The organism is Aquihabitans sp. McL0605 (assembly GCF_049993875.1).
Lineage (GTDB): Bacteria > Actinomycetota > Acidimicrobiia > Acidimicrobiales > Iamiaceae > Aquihabitans.
Window position 1 is genome coordinate 3249657 of the sequence record NZ_CP188252.1, and the last position, 22504, is coordinate 3272160.

The 22504-nt window shown below is 69.2% G+C and carries 16 protein-coding genes; 9 read left to right on the plus strand and 7 right to left on the minus strand.

Annotated elements, in window-relative coordinates; translation table 11 throughout:
- Window positions 1-194: 194 nt before the first annotated feature.
- The gene (locus ACPPVX_RS14975) at window positions 195-362 is read right to left on the minus strand and encodes a hypothetical protein (protein ID WP_426571366.1); all 168 of its coding nucleotides are present in this window, start codon (window positions 360-362) and stop codon (window positions 195-197) included.
- Window positions 363-569: 207 nt separating this feature from the next.
- Between ACPPVX_RS14975 and ACPPVX_RS14980 the strand changes: the two genes are divergently transcribed.
- Window positions 570-3377: an AAA family ATPase gene (locus tag ACPPVX_RS14980; RefSeq protein ID WP_426571367.1), complete on the plus strand. Its 2808-nt coding sequence runs from the start codon at window positions 570-572 to the stop codon at window positions 3375-3377.
- Between the two features lie 274 nt (window positions 3378-3651).
- Here ACPPVX_RS14980 and ACPPVX_RS14985 read toward each other — a convergent pair whose 3' ends face one another.
- Window positions 3652-3810 carry a hypothetical protein gene (locus ACPPVX_RS14985; protein WP_426571368.1) on the minus strand — a complete coding sequence of 53 codons (159 nt, stop codon included), beginning with the start codon at window positions 3808-3810 and terminating at the stop codon, window positions 3652-3654.
- Between the two features lie 466 nt (window positions 3811-4276).
- Here ACPPVX_RS14985 and ACPPVX_RS14990 point away from each other — a divergent pair, with 466 nt between their 5' ends.
- On the plus strand, window positions 4277-4768 hold the full coding sequence (locus ACPPVX_RS14990; protein WP_426571369.1) for a hypothetical protein: 492 nt from the start codon (window positions 4277-4279) through the stop codon (window positions 4766-4768).
- On the plus strand, window positions 4765-6807 hold the full coding sequence (locus tag ACPPVX_RS14995; RefSeq protein WP_426571370.1) for a hypothetical protein: 2043 nt from the start codon (window positions 4765-4767) through the stop codon (window positions 6805-6807). Before ACPPVX_RS14990 ends, ACPPVX_RS14995 begins: the two co-directional genes overlap by 4 nt.
- A gap of 146 nt (window positions 6808-6953) precedes the next feature.
- Here the strand turns inward: ACPPVX_RS14995 and ACPPVX_RS15000 are convergent, their stop codons facing one another.
- Window positions 6954-8897 (minus strand): ATP-dependent nuclease, encoded by a 1944-nt coding sequence (locus ACPPVX_RS15000; RefSeq protein WP_426571371.1) that lies wholly within the window; start codon window positions 8895-8897, stop codon window positions 6954-6956.
- Window positions 8898-9525: 628 nt separating this feature from the next.
- Window positions 9526-10050, minus strand: coding sequence for a cupin domain-containing protein (locus ACPPVX_RS15005; protein WP_426571372.1), 525 nt, complete (start codon window positions 10048-10050; stop codon window positions 9526-9528).
- 51 nt (window positions 10051-10101) lie between these two features.
- Between ACPPVX_RS15005 and ACPPVX_RS15010 the strand changes: the two genes are divergently transcribed.
- Window positions 10102-10746, plus strand: a complete 645-nt coding sequence (locus ACPPVX_RS15010; protein ID WP_426571373.1) for a TetR/AcrR family transcriptional regulator — start codon at window positions 10102-10104, stop codon at window positions 10744-10746.
- 237 nt (window positions 10747-10983) lie between these two features.
- Here the strand turns inward: ACPPVX_RS15010 and ACPPVX_RS15015 are convergent, their stop codons facing one another.
- The gene (locus ACPPVX_RS15015) at window positions 10984-13860 is read right to left on the minus strand and encodes a helix-turn-helix transcriptional regulator (RefSeq protein WP_426571374.1); all 2877 of its coding nucleotides are present in this window, start codon (window positions 13858-13860) and stop codon (window positions 10984-10986) included.
- A gap of 141 nt (window positions 13861-14001) precedes the next feature.
- Here ACPPVX_RS15015 and ACPPVX_RS15020 point away from each other — a divergent pair, with 141 nt between their 5' ends.
- The 3 genes from ACPPVX_RS15020 to ACPPVX_RS15030 all read left to right on the plus strand — a co-directional run bounded on the left by ACPPVX_RS15020 (window position 14002) and on the right by ACPPVX_RS15030 (window position 16919).
- A complete protein-coding gene (locus tag ACPPVX_RS15020) occupies window positions 14002-14904 on the plus strand; it encodes an alpha/beta fold hydrolase (protein WP_426571375.1) in 903 nt (300 codons plus the stop codon).
- Between the two features lie 113 nt (window positions 14905-15017).
- Window positions 15018-15992 carry an NAD(P)-dependent alcohol dehydrogenase gene (locus ACPPVX_RS15025; protein ID WP_426575044.1) on the plus strand — a complete coding sequence of 325 codons (975 nt, stop codon included), beginning with the start codon at window positions 15018-15020 and terminating at the stop codon, window positions 15990-15992.
- Window positions 15993-16079: 87 nt separating this feature from the next.
- Entirely contained in the window at window positions 16080-16919 is an 840-nt protein-coding gene (locus tag ACPPVX_RS15030) for an LLM class F420-dependent oxidoreductase (RefSeq protein WP_426571376.1), read from the plus strand.
- An 18-nt stretch (window positions 16920-16937) separates the two neighbouring features.
- Here ACPPVX_RS15030 and ACPPVX_RS15035 read toward each other — a convergent pair whose 3' ends face one another.
- The gene (locus ACPPVX_RS15035; protein ID WP_426571378.1) at window positions 16938-19931 is read right to left on the minus strand and encodes a helix-turn-helix transcriptional regulator; all 2994 of its coding nucleotides are present in this window, start codon (window positions 19929-19931) and stop codon (window positions 16938-16940) included.
- Between the two features lie 91 nt (window positions 19932-20022).
- Window positions 20023-20229 (minus strand): hypothetical protein, encoded by a 207-nt coding sequence (locus ACPPVX_RS15040; RefSeq protein WP_426571379.1) that lies wholly within the window; start codon window positions 20227-20229, stop codon window positions 20023-20025.
- Window positions 20230-20473: 244 nt separating this feature from the next.
- On the opposite strand from ACPPVX_RS15040, the gene ACPPVX_RS15045 reads away from it, so the two are divergent.
- Both ACPPVX_RS15045 and ACPPVX_RS15050 read left to right on the plus strand, forming a co-directional pair.
- A complete protein-coding gene (locus tag ACPPVX_RS15045; protein WP_426571380.1) occupies window positions 20474-21202 on the plus strand; it encodes a hypothetical protein in 729 nt (242 codons plus the stop codon).
- 67 nt (window positions 21203-21269) lie between these two features.
- Window positions 21270-22487 (plus strand): serine hydrolase domain-containing protein, encoded by a 1218-nt coding sequence (locus ACPPVX_RS15050; protein ID WP_426571381.1) that lies wholly within the window; start codon window positions 21270-21272, stop codon window positions 22485-22487.
- Window positions 22488-22504 lie beyond the last annotated feature (17 nt).

Sequence of the window (22504 nt, forward strand, 5' to 3'; positions counted from 1 at the left end):
CGCGGTTTCTCCACACCGTGGCGGTCTCCAGCTCGACACGCGAGCACCTCCTGATGTGAGCCATGGGCAGATCGGGCGAGAGCCGATAGGCCAGCAGGCACCGTTGCGTTGAGGGACCTGATGAACGGAGCCACCATCAGGGCCGTCAAGGCCGTCGCCGGGGGGACGTGTCCGTTGACCATGACCGTTTGCCATCAATCGCCGCAAGCCGCGCGCAAGACAACGCTTTGCGCGGAAACCACATGCGCTGCCCGTGTCGATGTCGAGCACTCGGTCGGTCGGACGGTGGGCTTCAGATCGGCGTTGGCGAGGATCTCGTCCGCGAGGACTGAAGGCGACCCGAGATCGTGGGTGCCGTTCATGCCCTCCACGGTGGCGCGGATCCGGCTCCTCGGGCAGCATGATCGCTTCGAACGATGCCGGTGGCAGGAGACCGAGAGCCTTGGTCGATGCCGGTCGGGGTGGGAGGTACCGAAATGACGGAGTCGAGCGCACACCGCTCCGCAGGAGTCGGTGATGGTGCCGTGGCGTCTGCCCCGGGCGAGGTCTCCGGCGCACCGTCCCCCCCGTTGACGCCCGCATCCGCAGGTGATGCGCCTGCGCCGCGCGAGCCGTTGGTCGACCTGAGCGAGGAGGGGATGGCCCGCCTGTGGTCGCCGACCCGGCCGGGGTGGCCCGTCAGCCCCGTGACCCTGGCGGCAGCTGGCCCGTATGCCGCAGGTGTGAAGTCCTACCTGGACGACCACGAACCGCTCATCGGCCTCTTGGCTGACCAACTCGGATCTTCGGACGAGTCGATTCGAGACGCCCGCCAGCTCGTGATGGCTCGGGCCTACCTGAGCATCGCCGACTGGCTGGTCCGCATCCACGGAACAGGCCACACGTGGACATTCGAGGACGGGATGGCCCAGCAGCAGCTGAGGGTCGCCTGGTTCGACGACTACCCCCGCGATCTCGCCGGCACGATCGGATGGAGCTCCTGGGAGAACTACGTCGAGGGCTTCCAACGTGTCCAGGGCGGCGAAATGCTCCGGAGGTTCGACGGCATCTGGCGTGAGGTCTCCGTGAAATACCCCGCGGTCCCGATCGGGGAGCTCTCGGCATCGGCTTCGTGCAAGCTGCTGACAGAGATATGCCGACTCGTTGGCTATCGGTTCACCGATGCCGCCACCATGTTCGGTCTGGGTGGATCGGCGCCCATCGAGGACTGGAGCGCGTTCCTCGATCGAGCCCAAGGCTTCGCCCCGGACCCACTCGCCGTCTACGCGGCGGAGGCGCGAACCGCCCTGGACGAGATGTACGGCGGGGGGGAGGTGAGCATCTACCCGCGCTACGAGGTCCTCAAGTGCTTCGCCAACTGTTTCCTGGGCCCGTATGTCGCTGACGATGTCCGCGAATGGCGTGAGATCGCTTCCGAGACGCTCGAAGCCCTCTGCCAGGACGAAGGGTTCGCGAACGCGAGATCGATGCTCTATCCGGAGCCCTACGCGCTCGAGTTCGGCACTGAGCTCCCAGACGAGCGTGCGTTCGAAGCGCTGAACCGGATCGTTATGTGGCCGGCCGCGCGAGGGATCACGTTCACCGACGCCGACGAGGCCGACCGCTACTACCGGGTGCTGTCGGACCTGCAGGTGCGCATCCTTGCCAGGCACCACTACCCGACGCATCGCCGGGCGGCTGCTCTGAAGGGCACGATCGATGCGTTCGTGGCGCACGCCGCCTCATATCGCGAACGGGAGCAGCGGCGGCGCGATGCGATCAGCTCTGGCCAGTACCTCGCACGCATCGACCAACTGGTGGGGCTCGAGCCGATCAAGGGCGACCTGAGATCGATGGCCGCACAGGTGACCGGCGACCAGAAGGGCTCGCTACCGCTGCAACACATCGTCTTCCGTGGGAACCCGGGGACCGGGAAGACCACGGTGGCAGAGATCCTCGGTGAGACCTTTGCCTTGCTCGGTCTCTTGGATTCGGGACATGTCGTGACGGTCACGCGGACCGACCTGGTGGGCGAGTATGTCGGTCAGACGGCGCCGAAGGTCGACGCCGCCGTAACCCGCGCGATGGGCGGCATCTTGTTCATCGACGAGGCGTACACCCTCAATCGCTCGGCGATGGATTCCGACTCGTTCGGGCAGGAGGCCATCGACAGCCTGCTCACCTACATGGAGGCCTACCGTGGCCGATTCGTGGTCGTCGCAGCTGGGTACCCGGCCGAGATGGACCGCCTGCTCGACTCGAACCCCGGCCTTGCATCCCGGTTCGGTCAGACCTGGGACTTCGACGACTACTCGGCTGACGAGCTCTACGAGCTTCTCGTGGACTTCTCGACGCGAGCCGAGGTGACCGTGGCGGCCGATGTTCGACCGGCGTTCATCGACCTCGCGGCCGAGGCTCGGACCAAGAAGAACTTCGCCAACGCGAGGTGGGTGAGGAATACCTTCGACGCGTCGAACAAGCGCCGAGCCGTGCGTGCGGGTGACGACCCTTCGTTGGCGGTACTGGCTGCTGTGGACCTGCGCGATGCCCCGAAGGTCGCGTCGGTGTCCGCCGAATCGATCGATCGCATCCGCGATCAACTGGGTGCGCTCGTCGGCATCGAGTCTGTGAAGGAGGATGTCGAAGGCCTGATCGCGTTCCAGCTGTTACAGCGACGCAGACAGGACCAGGGGCTCCCGAAGCTCGACTCCGGAAGTGGGCACCTCGTCTTCGCCGGTCCACCCGGGACGGGGAAGACCACCGTGGCGCGCCTGATCGGTCAGGTGTACCGGGAGCTCGGCATGTTGGACTCAGGCCAGTGCGTCGAGGTGCAACGCTCCGACATGGTCGCGGGCTACATCGGCCAGACCGCGATCCGGACGGCCGAGGTGATCTCGCGTGCGATGGGTGGCGTCCTCTTCATCGACGAGGCGTACACGCTCTACCGGCCCCACAGCGTGGGCGCCGAGGACTTTGGTCAGGAGGCCATCGACACCCTCCTGAAGATGATGGAGGATCGCCGGGGCGAGTTCATCGTGATCGCCGCCGGGTACGCCGATCAGATGGAGGGGTTCCTCGACTCGAACCCCGGCTTGCGATCCCGCTTCGGCAAGGTCCTCCAGTTCGAGCCGTGGGCCGGGGACATGCTCCTCGAGCACGTGACGAACCTGCTGGGTGCGCAGCGCCTTGAGCTCTGCGAAGGTGCCATGCCGGTGCTCGAGGTCCTGTGCGGCGAGGCAGCATCTCGCGAAGACTTCGCCTCGGGCCGATCGGCGCGGTCGATCACCGACCAACTAATCGAAGCGCAGGCGCGCCGCCTCGCAACGGCACCGGAGGCTCCGCTGACGACTATCACGGAGGCCGATATTGAGGCTGCCCGCCGCCGGGCAGCGTCCTAGTCGTCCCCCCACTGAGCCAGTCGGGTCGCCCTCGAGGAAGCCTCGTTCGCTGGGTGGTCGGCCACGGCGGGTGCGGACCGCGTCCGGCTCAGAATCCGGTCTGGTCTTCGAGATGACGATCCAGCCCGAGTTCATCCTGGCGATGATCGATGATCGCGACGAGGCCGAAGTGGTCGTCGACCCCTCCGGCCTGCCACCGGTAGGCAGGTCGAGGGTTGTTCACCGCTAGGACGGCCCGGAGATCAGCGCCAAGGCGCCCAAGGGGAACTCGGAGTCAGCCACCGTGGGGATCGGAACGCTCGAGGATGTCGTGCAAGTCCTCGATGTGTTCGCTGAGGACCTCAGCCTCCATCGCGGTGGTGGGCGGGGCTGAGAACCAGTACGGGCGGCGCGGGGTTCCCGGGGGCGGAACATTCGACGTGTAGATGGTCACCGGGCGACCGTCGATCTCGACAACCGAAGCCCTCGTCCACCACGGCTCTTCACGCTGTTGGCCATGCCCTCAGGCTAGTTCTCGCGTCTGCCGAGATGTCTGACGTGTGCACCGCCAGTGAGCGGCGGGACGAGTCCGAGTTGGAGAGGCTGATCGGTGAACATCTAAGGATTAGGTACTAAATGACTGTCAAAGCAGCCTCTCTAAGCCTTCTTATAGTGTGCGCTAGGCATCCTTGACTCGGTCTTGGCCTTTGACTCGCTGGAGGCGCCCGTAAGACCGCGTCAAGTATCGTTGACCTGCATTTATGGTGCGGCTGCTGAAACGGAGGGTGGTCTCGTGGCGGGTTCGACAGGATCGCTACTCGGGAATATATGTCACCCGAAGATGACGTTGACCATTTCGTGAAAATACGCGACTCTCTCGCCTAGCATTATCGAGCATCCACCGATCGTCGTCGCCGCAGGTGGCGGATCGCGGTGGCAGAGAGGTTGAAGCCATGGCCGAAGAAGCCGGATCGGAAGATCTCGACCTGCCGGACCCATCCGACCCCTTCGGGCCTGACCACCTGATCGTGGCCCACCTGCTGGCCGCCGGGCAGTCGCACACCGTGGCCGGCATGGCCGTCGGGCGAACCCCGAAGTGGGTGCAGCGGGCGCTGAGCGACACGCCTGGTCTGCGGGACTACGTCCAGCAGCTGAAGATGCAGCGTGCCTCGGAAGCCGCGGCCGCGCTCGGTGCCCTTCTCCCCGAGGCCGTGGAAGCAACCAAGCGCGGTCTCACCTCTGAGAAGACGTCCGATCAACTTCGTGCGGCGGGCTTGATCTTCAACGAGTTCCGGCTCTTCCGGTCCGACTCGGCGACCGCCGAGCGCATGGCCGACCTGCAGCAGGAGATCGACTGGCTCAAGAAGCAGATCCTGGGCGGGGGCGGCCCCATCGAGGTGGCGGGGTCATGAGCGACGACTGGGATGCCCAGATCGAGGAGATGCGCGAGCAACTCCGCCTCGTCAAGGCCCGCTACGAGCTGAACCAGGTCGATACTTCGAACCTCGAGGTGCCCCCGCTGGCCAAGTTCTACCTCGGGCCTGAGTTCATGAAGCAGCCCAAGATCTACCCGCTCCAGATGACCATGCTGCGGGTCATCTTCTGCGACGTCGAGGGCCTCACCGAGTTCGACCACGAGGCCCTACGGACCTGGGGCGCTGGCTTCGAGAAGCGACCCCTCGAACCCGGTGCCACAACGTGGCACTACGAGCCGTCCCGCGACACCGAGTACACGAAGGGCACCACGCCCGACGTGATCGAGCGCATGCGCCTCAGCCGGGCCGCCGGCCGGCGGTGGCTGCGCGAGTTCAACGGTGTGATCGGCCGCCGTGGCGGCAAGGGCCACATCGGCTCGCTCGCCTGCGCCCGACTCCTGTGGGAGCTCCTCGCCCTCGGCGACCCGCACGCCCATTTCGGCATCCCGCCCAACAAGAAGGTCGCCATCCCGATCTTCGCCGGCAACCGAGAGCAAGCGCGCTTCAACCTGTTCGCCGACATCGCCGGCCTGCTCCTCGAGGCGCCGTGCTTCGCTCCGTTCTTGCAGGGCATCTATCGAGACCGTCTGGTCATCGCGACGCCCGCTGACCTCACCCGACCCGACCGGCTCCACGAAGGCTCCATCGAGATCATCGCCAAGGAGGCCACCTCCACCGCCGGCCGTGGTCCGGCCACGCCGTTCCAGTTCTACGACGAGATGGCCTTCGTCGACCCAGCCACCAGCCAGGCCTCCGCCGAAGCTATCTATGACGCGGCGACCCCGGCCCTGGACCAGTTCGGCGACTGGGCGTTCGTCGCCGAGCTCTCGAGCCCCCACCAGCAGACCGGTGAGTTCTTTGCCATCCACCGTCGAGCACTCGAGCTCGACCCCCGCACCGGCGAGGCCATGTACCCCGAGATGGTGACGGTCCAGTTGCCGTCCTGGGCCCCCTACGAGCAATGCGAGATCGCCACCGAGATCCCCATGGTCACCCAGGCCGAGGCTGACGCCGATCCCGAGATGGCCGATGAGGATGGCAAGCCGCGCTGCTTCCCGCCCACCGGCCGAGCCATCTCCTCCAACGACGCCCAGATGCGCCAGCTCCAGCGGGCCAAGCGTCGAACCTTCAGCGTCGAACGCCTCGCCCAGTGGGGAACCTCGGCCGCCGCCTTCTTCGTCGCCGAGGACGTCGACGCCATGTTCGGCCCCTACCAGGGCTCGATCCTGACCGAGGCCACGACGGCACCCCTCTCGAGGAAGTACGTCATCGCCGTGGACCCCGGGATCAAGCACGACCCGTTCGCCTGGATCATCGGCCACCTCGATCCGATCGACGAACTCGGCCGACCCCACCTCGTCCTCGACGCCATCCGCCGCTGGGTCCCCGAGGACCACGGGGGAGAGCTCGAGATCAACGACGTCCTGGACGCCCTCCTCGAGGACATCCGCTACTTCCATCCCGTGCAGGTCGTCACCGACCAGTACGGCGGACCCTTCGTCGTCCAGCACCTGAACCGCAAGCTGGGCAACAGCGCCCTGAACCCCTTCTCCATCATCCGAGAAGAGGCCTGGAACCAGACCTCTAAGCTGGCCGCCGCCAACCTGGTCGCCGAAGCCCTCGCCCTCGGCCAGATCCACAGCCCGGTACACAAGCAGCTCCGCCTCGAGCTCCTCTTCCTCGAGCAGGTGGGCAACCGCATCGCCGCTCCAACCTCGGGGTCGGTCAAGACCGACGACGTGGCCATGGCGTTGTTCTTGCTGGCCCAGGAACTCCTCGGCGAGGCCGCCGCCCAGCCCATGCACGAGGCGTTGAGCGGCTCGGTCGTTCGCGGGATGCCCGGCCTCACGCTGACGGGCCACGACCAAGAGGTCCACGGCCGGATGGGCGCCATCACCCGCCGTCCGCCGCGCATCCGGCCCGGCGAGCGGCTCTACCCCGGCGGCCCGAAGAAGCTCCCGCCCTGGGCGGAGTAGTTCCGGCGTGGGCCGGCTCGTAGCCCGCACCTGCTCCTTGACAACCGACATGGCATCGGGCGATCCCGGCGTGGGTGTCGTTGTTGGCGCCCACGCTCGGGATCGAGGCCGTTGCCCCGCGGCTTCCGGCAGCAGGCTGGAAGCGATCAGGCCGAGCGGTGCGCCGCGAGCTTGCCGTTGAGCTCCTCGAAGAGCTGTTCGAAGGCGTTCAGGGTCGCGTCGGGGATGGACGAGCGCAGCTCGACTTCGTGATCAGCCAGGTGACGAGCGGGCGCGTAGTGGCTGAACGGTCCTACCTGCGCCTCGATTCGGGGAACGATGCGTGGACCAGGGCGCATCGCATCCCGATCGGGCTGCGCGGTCTGAGATGCCTTCACGAGTTCCAAGTAGAAGGTCTCGTCGAGCATGTCCTCGATGTCCGCCTGCTTGGTGCCCGTGATGTCGGTGAGAGCGAGGAGCTGCGATGCATCGATGATCCGGCGGTCCACGAGGTCCTTCAGTCGCTGTGGCGTGTGGCCGGCGCCGTCGTGGACCGCGACCACGTACACCTGGGGCGTGAGGAGCGCCATGAAGGTGGGCATCTTGTCGAGGCCCCCGACCGGGAGCACCGTCCACCCGGCATCCAGGCCCGTCCGGCCTTCCTCCTCAAGGATTCGACTGAAGGTCTGGATGTACATGAGATCCGCGTTGCCCTCGACGATGAGGGTGGCGGCACCGATGAACAGCGTCTGGGTGACCTCCATGCCGATCGCGGCGTGGAGGGGGAACTGCGTCTCCTCGGTCGTTCCCAGCGCATCATCCACCACCTTGGTTCCATCGCGGTCGACGTCCTCGACGAGTCGGGCTCGCTCCAGATGATTGGCCTGGACCATGAACGGCGAATGCGTCGTGTAGATGACCTGGTGGTCCGGGGCCAACCGCTTCTCGATGTAGCGAAGGAGGTCGGCCTGCGCGGTGGCGTGCAGGTTCAGCCCTGGTTCATCGAGCAGCAACACATGGCTCGCTTCATCTCGGAACTCGGAGAAGTAGGCGAGGAAACTGAAGAACCAGATGAACCCAGCAGACCGCTCTGAGAAGTTCAGCGTGACCCGGTGACGCGTGTTTCGGATCCGAATCTGGAGCCAGGGCTCATCTGCAGGCGCCGGGGTGCCGGCGACTGGACGGAACTCGATGTCCAACTCGACCTCCAGTTCGGTGTTCTGAGTCCAGAACTCGAAGACCTCGTCGGTCAAGGTGTTGGCGGCGGCCTCGAGCGCGGCCTTGCGTGCCTCGTAGTTGCTCTCGTTGAACTCTTCGGTCGCTACCCCGGCGAGGCGGAGCAGGGACAGTGCCGTGCGCTCGTCCGGCTGGAGGTCCTGCTCGGGAGTGGACTGCAGTCGTCGGATCGAAACGGCCCCCGGGAGCGTGTGGTACTGCGTGAACAAGATGAACGCGGGGGCGAGATCCCAGAGCCGCTTGTTGAACTGGGCCATTGGATCCTTGGCCAGACCAGTGATCAGCTGTTCGAGGGCGGGCTGGGGCTCTGGAACTGAGCCAGCGATCAGACGCAGCTCCTCGATGGTCGTCGCTGCTTCGACGTCGATGCTGGCGAAGGCCGGGTTGCTCTTGAAGCGTTCGACCACCGCACGCTGATGCAGGACCGGCTCCCACTCGAGGGAGTTGGCGTAGCCCTTCCGGACGGTGACGCGGTTCTTCGTGACGCAGCCAGTGCCAAATCGGGACTCGAGGTCTCGAACGTCGGCGTCGCTCAACTCGAGCTCCGCCTCGACGACCGGGTAGCCAGGCACGCTGGCCTTATCGCGACCGTAGAAGCGACGGGGATAGTCGCGAAGCGGATCGAACGTCGTCGGCAGCCCCGACTCGACAGGGTCGAGACGGTAGAGCGCCTCGAGGAGGCTCGTCTTGCCGCTCTCGTTCTTGCCAACAAGCGAGGTCACGTCGGGCTCGATCGTGACCCGCCCGGAGTCGTGAATGCTCTTATAGTTCTGAACACGGATTGCTCGGATTTCCATCTTGTGTACCTCATCGACGTCGACAAATTGGGCTGCGGCTGCCGTCGCCATTGCCGACCTACCGAGCAGTTGAGTCATCGCAGCGCGGAGCGCAGGGGGAGCGGCCGCAGCGTGTGCGGACGAACTCACGGGCACCCACATTGTGAGCCGAGGGCTCTGCACTGAATGTGTGGCGGGAACTACAGCACGGGAATTACAGCCATGTCAACAGGATTCCGTGGTCCGGTTGATCGTGAAATGAAGCACGAGCCAGGCGGTGGAAATCCAGGTGTGAGGTGGACATTCGTGGACATTCGTGGACACCGGCGCCGAGAATCCGTTCGAGAATCGGCGAAATCCGTTCCGCGCCCGCGGATCCCGAGCGTCTGACCTGGTCAGATGGGGTTTCCTACCGGCCCCACGAGGGCGGGGCCGGGCGAGCGCGGGAGAAAGCCTCCTGCGGATCACGGGTCCGGCTGAGTCAACAATCCTACGACGCCAGTTCGGACCGCTCGCGAGCCGTTCGAGCGGTCATGGCGCCGGATCGAGCGCCTGGATCTGAGCCAAGGCGCGCCGAAGCCGTCGAGCCGCTGATCCGGGGACCGGTCGGACTGCCAGCGGCAGTGGTGGTTCGTCCTGGCGCGCGTGGTGGCGCCCGAGAGCGTTGCTCAGGATCCGGCGGAGTGGAGATGCGACGCCGCGGCGATGGCGTTGAGCGCACGGCGCTTCATCGTGCGCCCTCGCTGGGTTCGAGCGGGGCGCCTTCGGACGGGCTGAAGGGTGGCGGCCCGAGGATCTCGATGCCACCGTTCTTCTCGGCGGACGCGCTGACGCTGGCCATGTCGACGCCGTCGCCCTCGTCGCCCTCCGCCAGCGGCTCGCTGGCGTCCCAGTAGAAGGCCTGGCAGCAAGCCGGGGTGTGCAGGCACAGCAGCCGCACTTCGGGGGAGGTCACCATGAACGCGTGGGGCACGCCCCGCCCGGCCATCGCGAGGCCGCCGGCACCGACCCGGTGGTCGGTCCCGTCGATGTGCATGACGATCTCGCCCTCGAGGACGTACATGGACTCGTCGGAGTCGGGATGGATGTGGAGGGGAGTGACCTTCCCCTGGGTCATCCGATCCTCGAACAGGAGGAACGCACCGCCGGTCTCCTCGGCGGTGGCCTTCCAGGTGTGGACCCCACCGCCGTGGAACCAGCGCTGCTCGCCCTCGCCTCTTGCTCGCACGATCGAACCTGGCGTCGGGTCCATGGTTGCCTCCTCGTTTATGGGACTCAAGTCCCATGACGAGCGTCGCGTAACATGTACAACGTGTCAACCCCGTACGAGGAAGGCGGACGGTCGCAGCAGAAGCGCCGTACGCGCGAGGCGCTCGTGGCCGCTGCCCGCGAACTGGTGGCGGCGGGCGTGCCGGTGACGGTGGAGGATGCGGCCACGGCAGCGTCGATCTCGCGCACCACCGCGTATCGCTACTTCCCGAGCAGACGGGCCCTGCTCCTGGCCGCCCATCCCGAGATGCAGCAGGTGAGCATGCTGCCGGCGGACGCGCCCGACGATGCGGCGTCTCGACTGGACGCAGTGGTGAGCGCGTTCACCGCCATGATCGTCGACACCGAGGCGCAACAGCGCACGATGTTGCGGTTGTCGCTCGACCACGACGTCGAAACCGAGCTGCCTCTGCGCCAGGGCCGGGCGATCGGCTGGATCAACGAAGCGCTCGAGGGCCGGGTGGCCCTGTCGGACGCCGAGCTCCGCACCTTGGTGCTCGCGCTGCGCGCCACCACGGGCATCGAGGCGCTCGTGTGGCTCGTCGACATCGCCGGGCTGTCCCGGACCGACGCGCGCGAGCTGATGCGATGGTCCGCCCAGGCACTGCTCGCGGCCGCCGTCGCCGGCCCTCCTCCGGCCGCGGGTCCGATCCATCGTCCGCCGCCCGCTCCGGGCTGAGCTGCCGGCTCCCTGCAGCCGCCGAACAACGACGGGAACGTTCGTGAACCCGATCCCGGATCAGCGAGATCCGTTCCCGGGCCGACATCGCACGAGCATCTGACCAGGTCGAACGGGGTTCTCTACCGGCCCACGAGGGTGGGCCGGCAGAGCACGTGGGAGAAATCCCTGACCACGGGCACGAGCCGGCTGAGGGGAGAATCCTACGACGCCGCTCCGATCAGCCCGCTCGTCGCCTCAGGCGGCGGGCGGGGGGTGTGGCACACCGAGGCGCTGGGCGACCGCGGCGGCGTCCACGCGGCTGGTGACGCCCAACTTGCGCATGATGTTGCTGACGTGGACGCTCGCCGTCTTCCCCGAGATGAAGAGCTCGGTGCCGATCTGCCGGTTGGTGCGACCGGCAGCCAGGAGGACCAGCACCTCGGCCTCTCGGGTGGTCAGGCCGAGCTGATCGATCGACGTGGTGCTGAGGATCACGCGCTCCGGAGGTTCGAGGCTGAGGCGGGTCCGACGGGAGACCGCCTCGATCTGGGCGAGGAGCGGCTCGGCGCCCAGCTCGGAGGCCAGGCGGTGGGCCTCGTGCAGCATCGTCGCCGCCCGATCGGCCGCACCCGTCGCGGCGGCAGCATCGGCTTCTCGCAGGCTCGCCACGGCGACCCACCAGATGTCGCCGAGGTCGCTCCACCGCTCGACGGCCTCGGCCCAGGCATCCGGATCGGGCGAGGTGAGGCGGGTCAGGCTGGCCCTGGCGTGGGCGAGGTTCGCGGCGGTGTCGAGGGCCGGGCGAGCGGAGCGAGCCGCGACCGCAGCGCCGACGCCATCCAGGTGCCCTTGCAGGCGATCGACCACCTGGTCCACGTCGATCGGTCGTTGGGCGGCGAGCTCGTCCAGCACCTGTTCCACCTCGGCTTCGGTGGCGACCATCGCGAAGCGGGCGGACCAGAGGACGACGGGTGAGGTGATGGCGGCCCCGCCGCGCGCCGCGGCCCGGGCCGCATCCGCCCAGTCGCCGAGGGCGAGGTGCACCTCGGCGATCGTCAGGTCGAGGAGGGCCTGGTGCCAGCCGTCGACCGGCTGAGCCGATGCGATCGCGAGGAGGGCACGGGCTCGATCGGGGTCGCCGCGCCGAGCGGCCAGCCCCGCTTCGACCCGCGCCACCCTGAGCAGGCCGACCGGCAGGTTCCCTTCGTGATCGGCGTGGCGGGCGAGCAGATCGGTGGCCTCGGCCCAGTGGCCCTGGCGCATCAGCCCCTCGGCCGCCAGGGCGTCCGAATAGCCGCCGTAGCTCGTGTCCAGGCCGGAGAGGCGAGCTTGGGCGACGGCGTCGAGGGCGACGGTGACGCACTCCTCGTTGCGTCCCGCGTCGAGCAAGGTGACGCAGTAGTAGAGCGTGGCGAGCGCTCGCCCGAGGGCGGTCGGCGCCGAGCTCCAGGCTTCCCGGCACACGACCACGCCACCATCGGGATCCCCGAGGCAGCTGTGCACGACCCCCTGGACGCGACGAGCCATGACCCAGGACGAGATGTCCACGTGAGGCGCTCCGAGGACCTCGAGCGCCTTGACGCACCACCGCTCCGACTCCTCGTAGTGACCCGCCATGAGCTCGGCCTGGCCGAGCCCCGCGTAGACAGGAGCAGACTCGACCGCGTCGGTGCCCGGGAGCAGCGCGACCGCCCGTTCGAGCTCGACGCGGCTGGCCTCGAGCTGACCGGCGCCCCACAGGTAGCGAGCCAGCCGCTCGTGGCCTCGAGCCTCGCCCTCAGGCGGCGACCCGAGCTCGAAGGCGGTCCGAGCCAGCACGACCGACCGATCGTTGCCGACGGCCCCTGCCGCGAGCTCCGCGGCCTGCCACAAGCGACGGCTGCGGTCTTCAGCCTCTGCGGCCGAGCCGACCTCGTCCCAGAGCTCGAGCGCGCGCTCGAGCTGCGCGAGGGCTACGGCCGGAGCCACCTCCTCCGCGGCGTCGGCCGCCGCGAGCAAGGCCGTGAACGCGGCCTCGTGGTCGCCGGTCCGGTCCAGGTGGAAGGCCAGCTCCCCGGCGCGATCGGCCCTCGACAACGCGTCCGTCGTCTGTTCGCGCAGAGCGTCGGCGACACGACGGTGGAGGCGGGTGCGCTGCGGCGGCAGGAGGTCGGCGTAGACCACCTCCCCGATCAGCGCATGGCGGAAGCGGTACGCCTCGGTCTCGCGGTCCACCACCAACAGGTGGGCATCCAGCGCGCTCCGGACGGCGGACTCCACCGCGGCGTCGTCGAGCCCGACGACGGCGCGGAGCAGGTCGTGGCTGGTCTCGCGCCCGACCGCGGCCACCGCACCCAGCACGTGACGGGCCGGATCGTCGAGAGCCGCGACGTCTGCGCTGATCAGGTCGGAGAGGACGGCGGGGATGTCCTCTCCTGCCGCGTGCGCGGCGATGAGCTCCTCCGTGAAGAACGGGTTGCCCTGCCCGCGGGCGAGGATCTCATCGACGAGCTGAGGCGCCGCCGAGCCGCCGAGCCGGTTGACGACGCAGGCATGGACGTCTTGGAGCCCGAGGCCTTCGAGGTGGACGCGGGTGGCGTTCGGGAGGCGGGGAAGCGCGGCGAGCCGGCGTCGCCCTGTACTGGAGCCGGCTTCGTCGGTGCGGTAGGTGCCGACCAGCACCACCCGCTCGTCGATGAGGTTCCGCGCCAGGAACTCGAAGAGGTCCCAGGTGACGGCATCCGCCCAGTGCAGGTCCTCGAAGCCGACGATCACGGGGTCCGCCTCGGAGAGGTGGGCGACGAGCTCGAGGACGGCAGAGAACAGGGTGGCGCCGGTGTCGGCGCGATCTCCCCGGTCCGATCCCATCCACCGGACCAACGGCGCCAACTCCGGCCGCTGGCCCAGCACCCCGATGTTGGCCCGGTCGACCTGCCGCAGGAGATCCGCCAGCGGTGCGAGCGGAATGGCAGCTCCGCCCATCTGGACGCAGCGGCCGACGTGCAGCGCCACCTCGCAGCGGGCCGCGCCCTCCTGGAGGATCGCCGTCTTGCCGATGCCCGCCTCGCCGCTTACGAGCACCACGACCGGCAGACCGTCACGGGCGCTCGCCACGGCGCCCTCGAAGGCGAGCAGCTCCTGGCTGCGCCCCACGAATCCAGGGTTTCGGGAGCGCTCGGGCATGGTGCCCAAGTATCGCCCTTCAGCGAGATCTGAGGTGCTGTTCCCGATGCGCTGAGGGGGGCCTTACCCAGAAGGTGGAACGCACACCACCTCACCAAAGGAACCCCGACCATGACCACCACGACCCTTCGCACCGCCCTGCTCGCCACCGCGCTCGCCCTGGCCGCGGCCGCCTGTGGAAGCTCCACCTCGTCGAACGACGTCGACGCGGCGACACGCCGCTCGCCGGGCTCGGACCACCCGGTCGCCTCGTCGACCACCGTGCCCGCTCATCGTCCGACCCAGCCCACCGACCGCCTGGTCGAGGTCGATCACGGGAAGCTGCACCTCCGCTGCATCGGAGAGGGTCCGGTCACGGTGCTGATGCTCGCCGGATGGGACCAGGGCGCCGCGGGCTGGGGCCCGTTCGAGGGTGCGGTGGCCGAGCACGCCCGTGCCTGCACCTACGACCGCTTCGGCACCGGTACCAGCGATGCGCCCGCCGCGAACCAGACCTTCGCGACGCAGGCCACCGACCTCCACGCCGCGCTCGAGGCCGCCGGTGAGCCCGGCCCCTACCTCGTCGTCGGCCACTCGTTCGGCGGCCCTGAGGCCGTGACCTTCGCCTCGAAGTTCCCGGGCGAGCTGACCGGCGTGGTGTTGATCGATGCCTCCCCGGACACCTGGCCCTCCGTCGTGTGCACGGTTCCCGCGTACTGGGACGGCTGCGACCTCATGCGGCACCCGGAGCGCGACGGCGAGCGACTCGACGTGTTCGCGGCGTTCGAGCAGGTCTCGAAGATCACGACGGTGGGCGACCTCCCGCTCACCGTCATCACCGCCGCCCACCGGAGCTCCGACGGGCTCACCCCCGAGGAGCAGGCGCGCCTGGATCGGCGGTGGGCCGACGGTCAGGAGCGATGGGCCCGGTTGTCGAGCACGGCGAAGATCGTCACCGTGGACCACACGGGCCACGACATCCACATCGACCAGCCGCAGGCGGTGCTCGACGAGGTGGTCGGGCTGCTGCCGTGAGCTCGATCCACCCACCAGAACGACCCGAACGACCCGAACGATTCCAAGGAGCAACCGTGAACGCCAAGCAGATCGACCAGCCAGCCGTCCCGGGGGAGGGGAACGCCGTGACCATGCGAGCCGTGGTGCAGGACCGCTACGGCTCCGATCCTGACGCCGTCCTCGCCGTCGCCGAGGTCGCACGACCGGCGATCGGAGCCGATGACGTCCTCGTGAGGGTCGCCGCCGCCGGCGTCGACATGGGCACCTGGCACTGCATGACCGGGATGCCCTACGCGATGCGCCTCACCGGGTTCGGCCTCCGGTCTCCGAGCGCGCTGAACCCGGGACGCGGGCTTGCGGGCACCGTCGAGGCGGTCGGATCGTCGGTGAGCTCGTTGTCGCCCGGCGACGAGGTCTACGGCAGCGGCGACGGGTCGTTCGCCGAGTACGCCTCGGTGCCGGCCGACCAGCTTGCGCGGAAGCCGTGGAACCTCACGTTCGTGCAATCGGCCGCGGTCCCGATCTCCGGTGCCACGGCGCTCCAGGCCCTCCGCAAGGCCGGGACCCAGCCGGGTCAGCGAGTGCTGGTGATCGGCGCCTCGGGAGGGGTGGGGTCCTTCGCCGTGCAGATCGCCAAGGCCATGGGTGCCGTCGTGACCGGCGTGTGCAGCACCCCGAAGGTCGACTTCGTCGAAGCGCTCGGCGCCGATCGTGTCGTCGACTACCTCGTGGAGGACGTCGACGACGGCTCGCAGGAGTACGACGTGATCATCGACATAGGCGGCAGCCGTCGCCTGCCCGACCTCCGCCGGGCCCTCGACCCTCGGGGCACGCTCGTCATCGTCGGCGGTGAGACCGGCGGGCGCTGGCTCGGGGGCTTCGACCGTTCGCTCCGAGCCGTGCTCATCTCGCCGTTCGTGGGCCAGACGCTCGGCCTCCTCGCTTCGACCGAGGAGGCCGCCAGCCTCGACGACCTGCGCGGGATGATCGAGTCCGGCCAGGTCACCCCGGCCATCGACCGCACGTTCCCGATGGCAGACGTCGCCGGCGCGGTCCGCCACGTGGAGGAGGGCCGCCCCCGAGGCAAGGTGGTGATCACGATCTGAGGCCGAGGTCGCTCGTGGTGGGTGTCGCGCCCTGGACGTGCCGGTACCGTCGGTTCGACGTCGCCCCGACTCCTGAACGAGGTCCTCATGCGCTTCGCCTTCAAGACCAGCCCGCAGGACACGACCTGGCCCGATCTGCTCGCGGTGTGGCAGGAGGCGGACCAGATCGAGCGGTTCGAGTCGGGGTGGTTGTTCGACCACTTCTACCCGATCTTCTCGGACTCGACGGGTCCCTGCCTCGAAGGCTGGACCACGCTGACCGCCCTGGCCCAGGCCACGTCGCGGCTGCGGCTCGGGACGCTCGTCACCGGCATCCCGTACCGGCACCCGGCCGTGCTGGCCAAGATGGCGGCCGCCGTCGACATCATCTCCGACGGCCGCCTGGAGCTCGGGGTCGGTGCCGGCTGGAACGTCGAGGAGGCCGAGGCCTACGGCATCGCGCTCGGCACGCCCAAGGAGCTGAGCGATCGGTTCGAGGAGGCGTGCGAGGTGCTCGTCGGGCTGCTCTCGAACGAGACGACCGACTTCGCCGGTGAGCACTACACGCTCGTCGGGGCCCGCAACGAGCCCAAGGGACCGCAGCGGCCCCACCCGCCGCTCTGCATCGGCGGCAGCGGGGAGAAGCGCACCCTCAAGACGGCTGCCCGCTTCGCCCAGCACTGGAACTTCGTGGGCGGTCCTCCGGAGGAGTTCGCTCGCAAGCGCGAGGTGCTGCACCAGCACTGCGCCGACATCGGCCGCGACCCGAGCGAGATCCAGCTGTCGAGCCACGTCTGGCTCGACCCGTCGGGCGACCCGGGATCGGTCGTCGACGCGGTCGGCGCCCTGGCCGAGGTCGGCCTCGACCTGGCGATCATCTACCTCCCGCCGCCGCACACCCCCGCCGTGCTCGCGCCGCTCGCCGAGGCCCTCGAAGCCCTCGCCTGACCGAACCCGTCGGGTCGATCAGCTCGAACCGTGGTCGAGGGCGGCGAGGTGGGTCTGGCCGATCCGGCCGGCCTCGACCCGGTTCGACACGCCCAGCTTCCGGATGAGGTTGGAGACGTGGACGCTGGCGGTCTTCTTGCTGATGAACAGCTGGTCGGCGATCTCCCGGTCGGTGCTGCCGACGGCGAGCAGGGCGAGGACCTCCACCTCCCGCGGGGTCAGGCCGAGGTCGGAGGCGACGGTCGCCGACCGGTCCACCGCCACCTCCGCGTCGAACAGCGCGATGCGCGCCCGCCGGGCCAGGGCCTCGATCTCATCGGTGAGGTGCCGGGCACCGATCTCTCGGCTGATCTCCGCGGCGGCACGAAGGCACTCGGCCGCCGCTGATCGGTTCGAGCGTCCGGCGAGGTGCGCCTCGGCCTGCCGCCACCGGCAGTACGCCAGGTCGTAGCGGTCGCTGGTCTGCTCCCACTGCGCCGCCGCCTCGGCCCAGGGTGCGGGGTCGGGCTCGCCCGTGCGCGACCGCTCGGCCCGGGCGGTCATCTCCAGCCCACGGAGGCGGGCGGTGACCTCGCCGCCCCGGTCGGCACAGGCGGCGAGCAGCCGCCCGGCCTCGTCGGCCATCCCCTCGGCTCGGAGCTCCAGCTTGGTGCGGTCGACGGGGCGCCCGTCGCTGCGCCCGTGGACGAACTGGTCGGCGATCACCCGGGCGCCCACCGCGCACATCTGCAAGGAGAACTGGTGGTCATCGGTGGTCGCGGCCAGGGCGAGGGCCTGTTCGATCTCGGTGTCGGCCTCCTCTGGTCGCCCGCGCTCGGCGGCGAGCTCGGCGCACAGGAGGTGGAAGCCGCCGCGCACCTGCACGTCGCTGAAGGGAGCGGTCATGTCGTCGAGCACGAGACGTTGCCGATCCGCGGCGTCGAGGTCGCCGCGACGGATGTCGAGGGCCATGCGCTGGATGGGCGGACCGGACTCGCAGCTCCCGAGCGCACGGTCGCCGAGGTTGCTGAGGAGGCCCTCCGCCTGGTCGTACCGGCCGAGCCGGATGAGCGCCTCGGCGCTGTTGGTCACCGCCATCTCGAGGCCCATGCCCCAGATGCCTTCGGCCACCTCCACGCTCTCGTACACGAGCGCGGCCGCCTCCTCGAGGCGGTCAGCGTCGAGCAGGCAGCCGCCGAGGTTGCCGTAGGCCCGGTTCAGGTCGTCGGGGTTGTGGAGCTCGTGGGCGATGGCGAGCGACTCGCGCAGCTGCGCGATGCCCTCGTCGCTGAAGCCCAGGAGCGACCGGCAGCAGCCCAACGTGTTGAGGGCCTTGCCCTCCACCTGCCGGGCGCCGATCGCCCGCGCCACCTCGATGGCTTCGCGGCACCGGTGCTCGCCCTCGACCAGGCGCGACGTGACCATCAGGATCCCGCCCTCCTCGGCGAGGACCATCGCCAGCTCGGGCGACGGTTCGGGCGGGAGCAGGTCTCTCGCCCGGGCGTAGGCATCGAGGACGGCGGTGGCGTCGCCCGTGCTCCAGGTGTTCCGCCCGAGCATCGTGAGGGCGCGAGCGGCGTGGCGCGGATCCACCGTGGGGTCGATGAGGTCGACCAGCTCGGACGCGAGCTCGACGGCGCGTGCACCATCACCGCACAGCCCGGCGAGCTCCGCCGCCTCCTCCACGATCGGGACGCGATCGGGAACCTCGTCGGCGGGCATGCGAGAGACGGCTTCGAGGGCGCGCGCCAGGTGGTCGTACGCCTCGGGGAAGGCGCGCATCCGTGACGCGATGTGACCGGACTCGACCGACGCCTCGTGCGCCTGGCCCCATTCGCGCGCCGCCCACCAGTGCTGGGCCAGCTCGGACGACCGGCGGCCGGGCTCCGTCGGCCCCAGCGTGGCGTCGGCGGTCAGGGCGACGGCCAGGCGCCGGTGGAGCCGTTCCCGCTCGGCGGGCAGCATCGAGGCGTACACGGCCTCGCGGAGGAGGGCGTGCCGGAAGCCGTAGGTGCCCTCGTCGGTGTCGACGACGAGGATGTGCCGGTCGACCACCTCGCCGAGCAGCCGGTCGAGGTCGTCCGCTCCGAGCGTGCTGACCTGGGCCGCCAGGCGGTGATCGGCGCCCGCGCCGCAGGCGGCGACGATCTGCAGGAGGTGCTGGGCGTCGGGCGACAACCGCTCGACGCTCGACCGGACCACGTCGACGAGCCCGTCCGACAGGGCCTGGCTGTGGCGGGTGGCGGTCAGCTCCTCGACGAAGAACGGGTTGCCCTGGGAGCGCGCCCACACGCCGTCGACCAGGTACCGATCGGGCGGCTGGCCGATGATCCCCTCGATGAGCCGGGCCGTCTGCTCGCGCTCGAGCCCTTGGAGGTCGATGTGGCTGACCATCTCGTGGCGGCCGATCTCGGTGAGGCGGCCGCGCAACGGGTGGTCGACCGACAGCTCCTCGGTGCGGCACGTCCCGATGATCAGGACCCGTGCCTCCACCAAGTTGCGGGTGAGGAAGTGGAGCAGCTCGGCACTGGTGGAGTCGGCCCAGTGGAGGTCCTCGAGCAGGACGATGAGGGGATCACGGGCCGCGACCTCGGTGAGGCACGAGGTGATCGAGTCGAACAGCCGCAGCTTCGCCATGGTGTCGGCCAGGCCGCCGCGCCGAGCGTTGGGGTCGGACGGAGGTGGCGCCTCCGCCGGGGCGCCGAGCGGTGGCATCAGCGCATCGAGCGCCCCGGTCGGTCCGGCGGCGGCCTCCTCGTCGAGCTGGCGTGCGAGCGATCGCAGGATGCCGACGACGGGGGCGTAGGGGAGGCCGCCGTCGTCGATCGGCACGCAGGATCCGGTTGCGATGATCGTGCCCTCGGGCACGAGGTCGAAGAACCGGCGGACCAGCCGGGTCTTGCCGATGCCCGCTTCGCCGGTGACCAGCACCATCGCCGCGTCCCCGCCGCAGGCCCGATCGAAGGTGGCCTGGAGGGCGGCGAGGTCGTCCTCGCGGCCGACGAACTCCAGAGAAGCGCTCCGTCGTCCCACGGTGGAAGTCTCGCGCTGGGCCGGCGAACGGTCGAGGGGTGGTGCCGGCGGGTTCAGGTCCATCGGACGCCGGGCCGCAGGTCAGGCCGGCTCAGCACGGCACGCCCGGGGTGCTGCAGTAGCCCCAGTTGGGACGCACGATGGTGACGGCCTCGACGGACGGAGCGGCGTGGGCGGTGGCGGCGGGGATCTGGCTCCCGGCGAACGAGAGGAGCGCGATCGTCGTGGCAGCCACCGCGCGACGGGCGCTCGACCGGGAGGCGGGGTTCGAGCGGGTGGAGACCGAGGTGGTGGGCATGGTGAGGTCCTTTCGTTCCGGCCACCGGGTCGGTGGCACAGACCTCACGGTGCGCCTAAGGAGGGGCCCTCCACATCGGGAGCCCTCCTCAGATCTGCTCCCGTCGGTGAGCAAGGCGAAGGCGACCCGCGAACATATGACGAATCGGTGACGGATGTCCCTTGTCCTCGCCCCGAGATCCGTTACTTTGTAACGAATGCGTAACAAGACGACCGGCCGAGCGCGGATCGGGGGATCCGCCGCGATGGCGATCTCCCTGGTCGTGGGCATGATCCTCGTGGCGGGCTGCGAGCCCAGCACGGCCCACTTCGGAACGCTGGCCTCGACGGCAGCGCTCCCCTCGGGGGCCACCTGTGCCGGACAGGTCCGGCCGACGCCCGAGGTGCGGGCCCGGAACAAGACGGCCAACCAGACGCGCGGCAAGCAGAAGAACCTGACCACGCCGTTCCCCGAGATGGCTCGGGTCGACGGCAACAAGGTGGGCACCACCGACGAGCTCATCCAGTGGGCATCGTGCAAGTGGGGCATCGACGAGGACATCGTCCGGGCCCAGGCCGTGGTCGAGTCGTGGTGGGACCAGGGGACGCTGGGCGACTTCACCAGCGACGCGAAGGCCTGCATCCCGGGTCACGCGATGGGTGCCGACGGCCACGCCGGCCAGTGCCCGGCGAGCGGTGGGCTCCTGGCGCTGACGTACCAGTACTACCAAGGCGGGTTCCCCGAGGCGATGACCTCCACCGCCTACAACCTCGACTACGTCTACGCCTGGTGGCGGGCCTGCTACACGGGCAAGGTCACCTGGCTCAACACCGTCGAGCGCGGATCGACCTACCAGGCCGGCGACGCTTGGGGCTGCATCGGCGCCTGGTACGCCGGACGCTGGCACACCTCGTCGGCCGAGGGCTACATCACCAGGGTCAAGACCGAGATGAACAACAAGACCTGGACGACCACCAACTTCAAGCAGTCCTGATCCCCGTTCGTCGTTGGGCGCCGACGTCCCGTCTTCCCCGGTCCGGGGGCTGTGGCAGCATCCGCCGGTGACCATCGCAGAAGACCTGGGGTTCGACGTCGAACGGCTGCACCGCCTGGATGCGGTCCTCCACCGGTACGTGGACGACGGGCGGCTGCCAGGGGTGCAGACGCTCATCAGCCGGCGCGGCCAGCTGGTGCACCGGGACCGGTACGGCTGGACCGACGTCGAAGCGGGCGCAGAGGTCCGCGACGACACGCTGTACCGGATCTTCTCGATGACCAAGCCGATCACGTCGGTCGCGCTGATGATGCTGTTCGAGGAGGGCCACTTCCTGCTCGAGGATCCGATCTCGACGTGGCTCCCCGACTTCGCGGCGATGGAGGTGTGGACCGGCGGGACGGCTGACGCGCCCGAGACCGCGCCGTCGGCGACGCCGATCACCGTGCGCCACGTGCTCACCCACACGTCGGGCCTCACCTACGGCTTCCAGTACGCCCACCCCGTCGACGAGCTGTACCGGCGCCAGGGGCTCGGGGACTTCGCCCAGACCCCGGACTACGACACGACCGAGGCCATGCGCCGCGTGGCCTCGCTGCCCTTGCAGTTCGAGCCGGGGACCCGGTGGAACTACTCGATGTCCACCGATGTGTGCGGCGCCCTGGTCGAGCGGATGAGCGGGCTCACCCTCGACGAGTTCTTCCGGACCCGAATCCTCGAGCCGCTCGGCATGACCGACACCGGGTTCGCGGCGCCGGAGTCCGAGGTCGAGCGGTGCTCGGCGCTCTACGCCCGCCTCCCGGGCTGGGACACCAAGATGCGGATCGCCGAGCCCCGAGGGATGACCAAGCCGCCGACCTACCTCGACGGTGGCGGGGGCCTCGTCAGCACGGCCGACGACTACCTCCGCTTCTGCCACCTGCTGGTCGGGCGGGGTGCGGTCGACGGGGTGCGGCTCCTGTCGCCCCGCACCCTCGCGTTCATGGCGTCCAACCACCTCCCCGGCGGCCGGACCCTGAACGAGATGGGCCAGGCCACCTTCAGCGAGGCGGCCATGGAGGGCACGGGCTTCGGCCTCGGCTTCTCCGTCCTCGTCGACCCGGCCGCGTCCGGCACCCTCGGCAGCCCGGGCACCTACGCGTGGGGCGGCGCGGCCAGCACCGCCTTCTGGGTCGACCCGGTCGAGGAGCTGGCCGTGGTGTTCATGACCCAGCTCCTGCCGTCCAACCTCTACCCCCTGCGCCGCAACCTCGCGGCCGGCGTCTACCAGGCCCTCGTGGACTGAACGCCCGCCCGGTCGGG

What these genes read in the sequence shown, in the direction of transcription:
- ACPPVX_RS14975 (WP_426571366.1), bottom strand. Translation starts at nt 362, where the DNA reads ATGAACGGCACCCACGATCTCGGGTCGCCTTCAGTCCTCGCGGACGAG.
- ACPPVX_RS14995 (WP_426571370.1), top strand. Translation starts at nt 4,765, where the DNA reads ATGAGCGACGACTGGGATGCCCAGATCGAGGAGATGCGCGAGCAACTC.
- ACPPVX_RS15000 (WP_426571371.1), bottom strand. Translation starts at nt 8,897, where the DNA reads ATGACTCAACTGCTCGGTAGGTCGGCAATGGCGACGGCAGCCGCAGCC.
- ACPPVX_RS15005 (WP_426571372.1), bottom strand. Translation starts at nt 10,050, where the DNA reads ATGGACCCGACGCCAGGTTCGATCGTGCGAGCAAGAGGCGAGGGCGAG.
- ACPPVX_RS15010 (WP_426571373.1), top strand. Translation starts at nt 10,102, where the DNA reads ATGTACAACGTGTCAACCCCGTACGAGGAAGGCGGACGGTCGCAGCAG.
- ACPPVX_RS15020 (WP_426571375.1), top strand. Translation starts at nt 14,002, where the DNA reads ATGACCACCACGACCCTTCGCACCGCCCTGCTCGCCACCGCGCTCGCC.
- ACPPVX_RS15025 (WP_426575044.1), top strand. Translation starts at nt 15,018, where the DNA reads ATGCGAGCCGTGGTGCAGGACCGCTACGGCTCCGATCCTGACGCCGTC.
- ACPPVX_RS15030 (WP_426571376.1), top strand. Translation starts at nt 16,080, where the DNA reads ATGCGCTTCGCCTTCAAGACCAGCCCGCAGGACACGACCTGGCCCGAT.
- ACPPVX_RS15040 (WP_426571379.1), bottom strand. Translation starts at nt 20,229, where the DNA reads ATGCCCACCACCTCGGTCTCCACCCGCTCGAACCCCGCCTCCCGGTCG.
- ACPPVX_RS15045 (WP_426571380.1), top strand. Translation starts at nt 20,474, where the DNA reads ATGGCGATCTCCCTGGTCGTGGGCATGATCCTCGTGGCGGGCTGCGAG.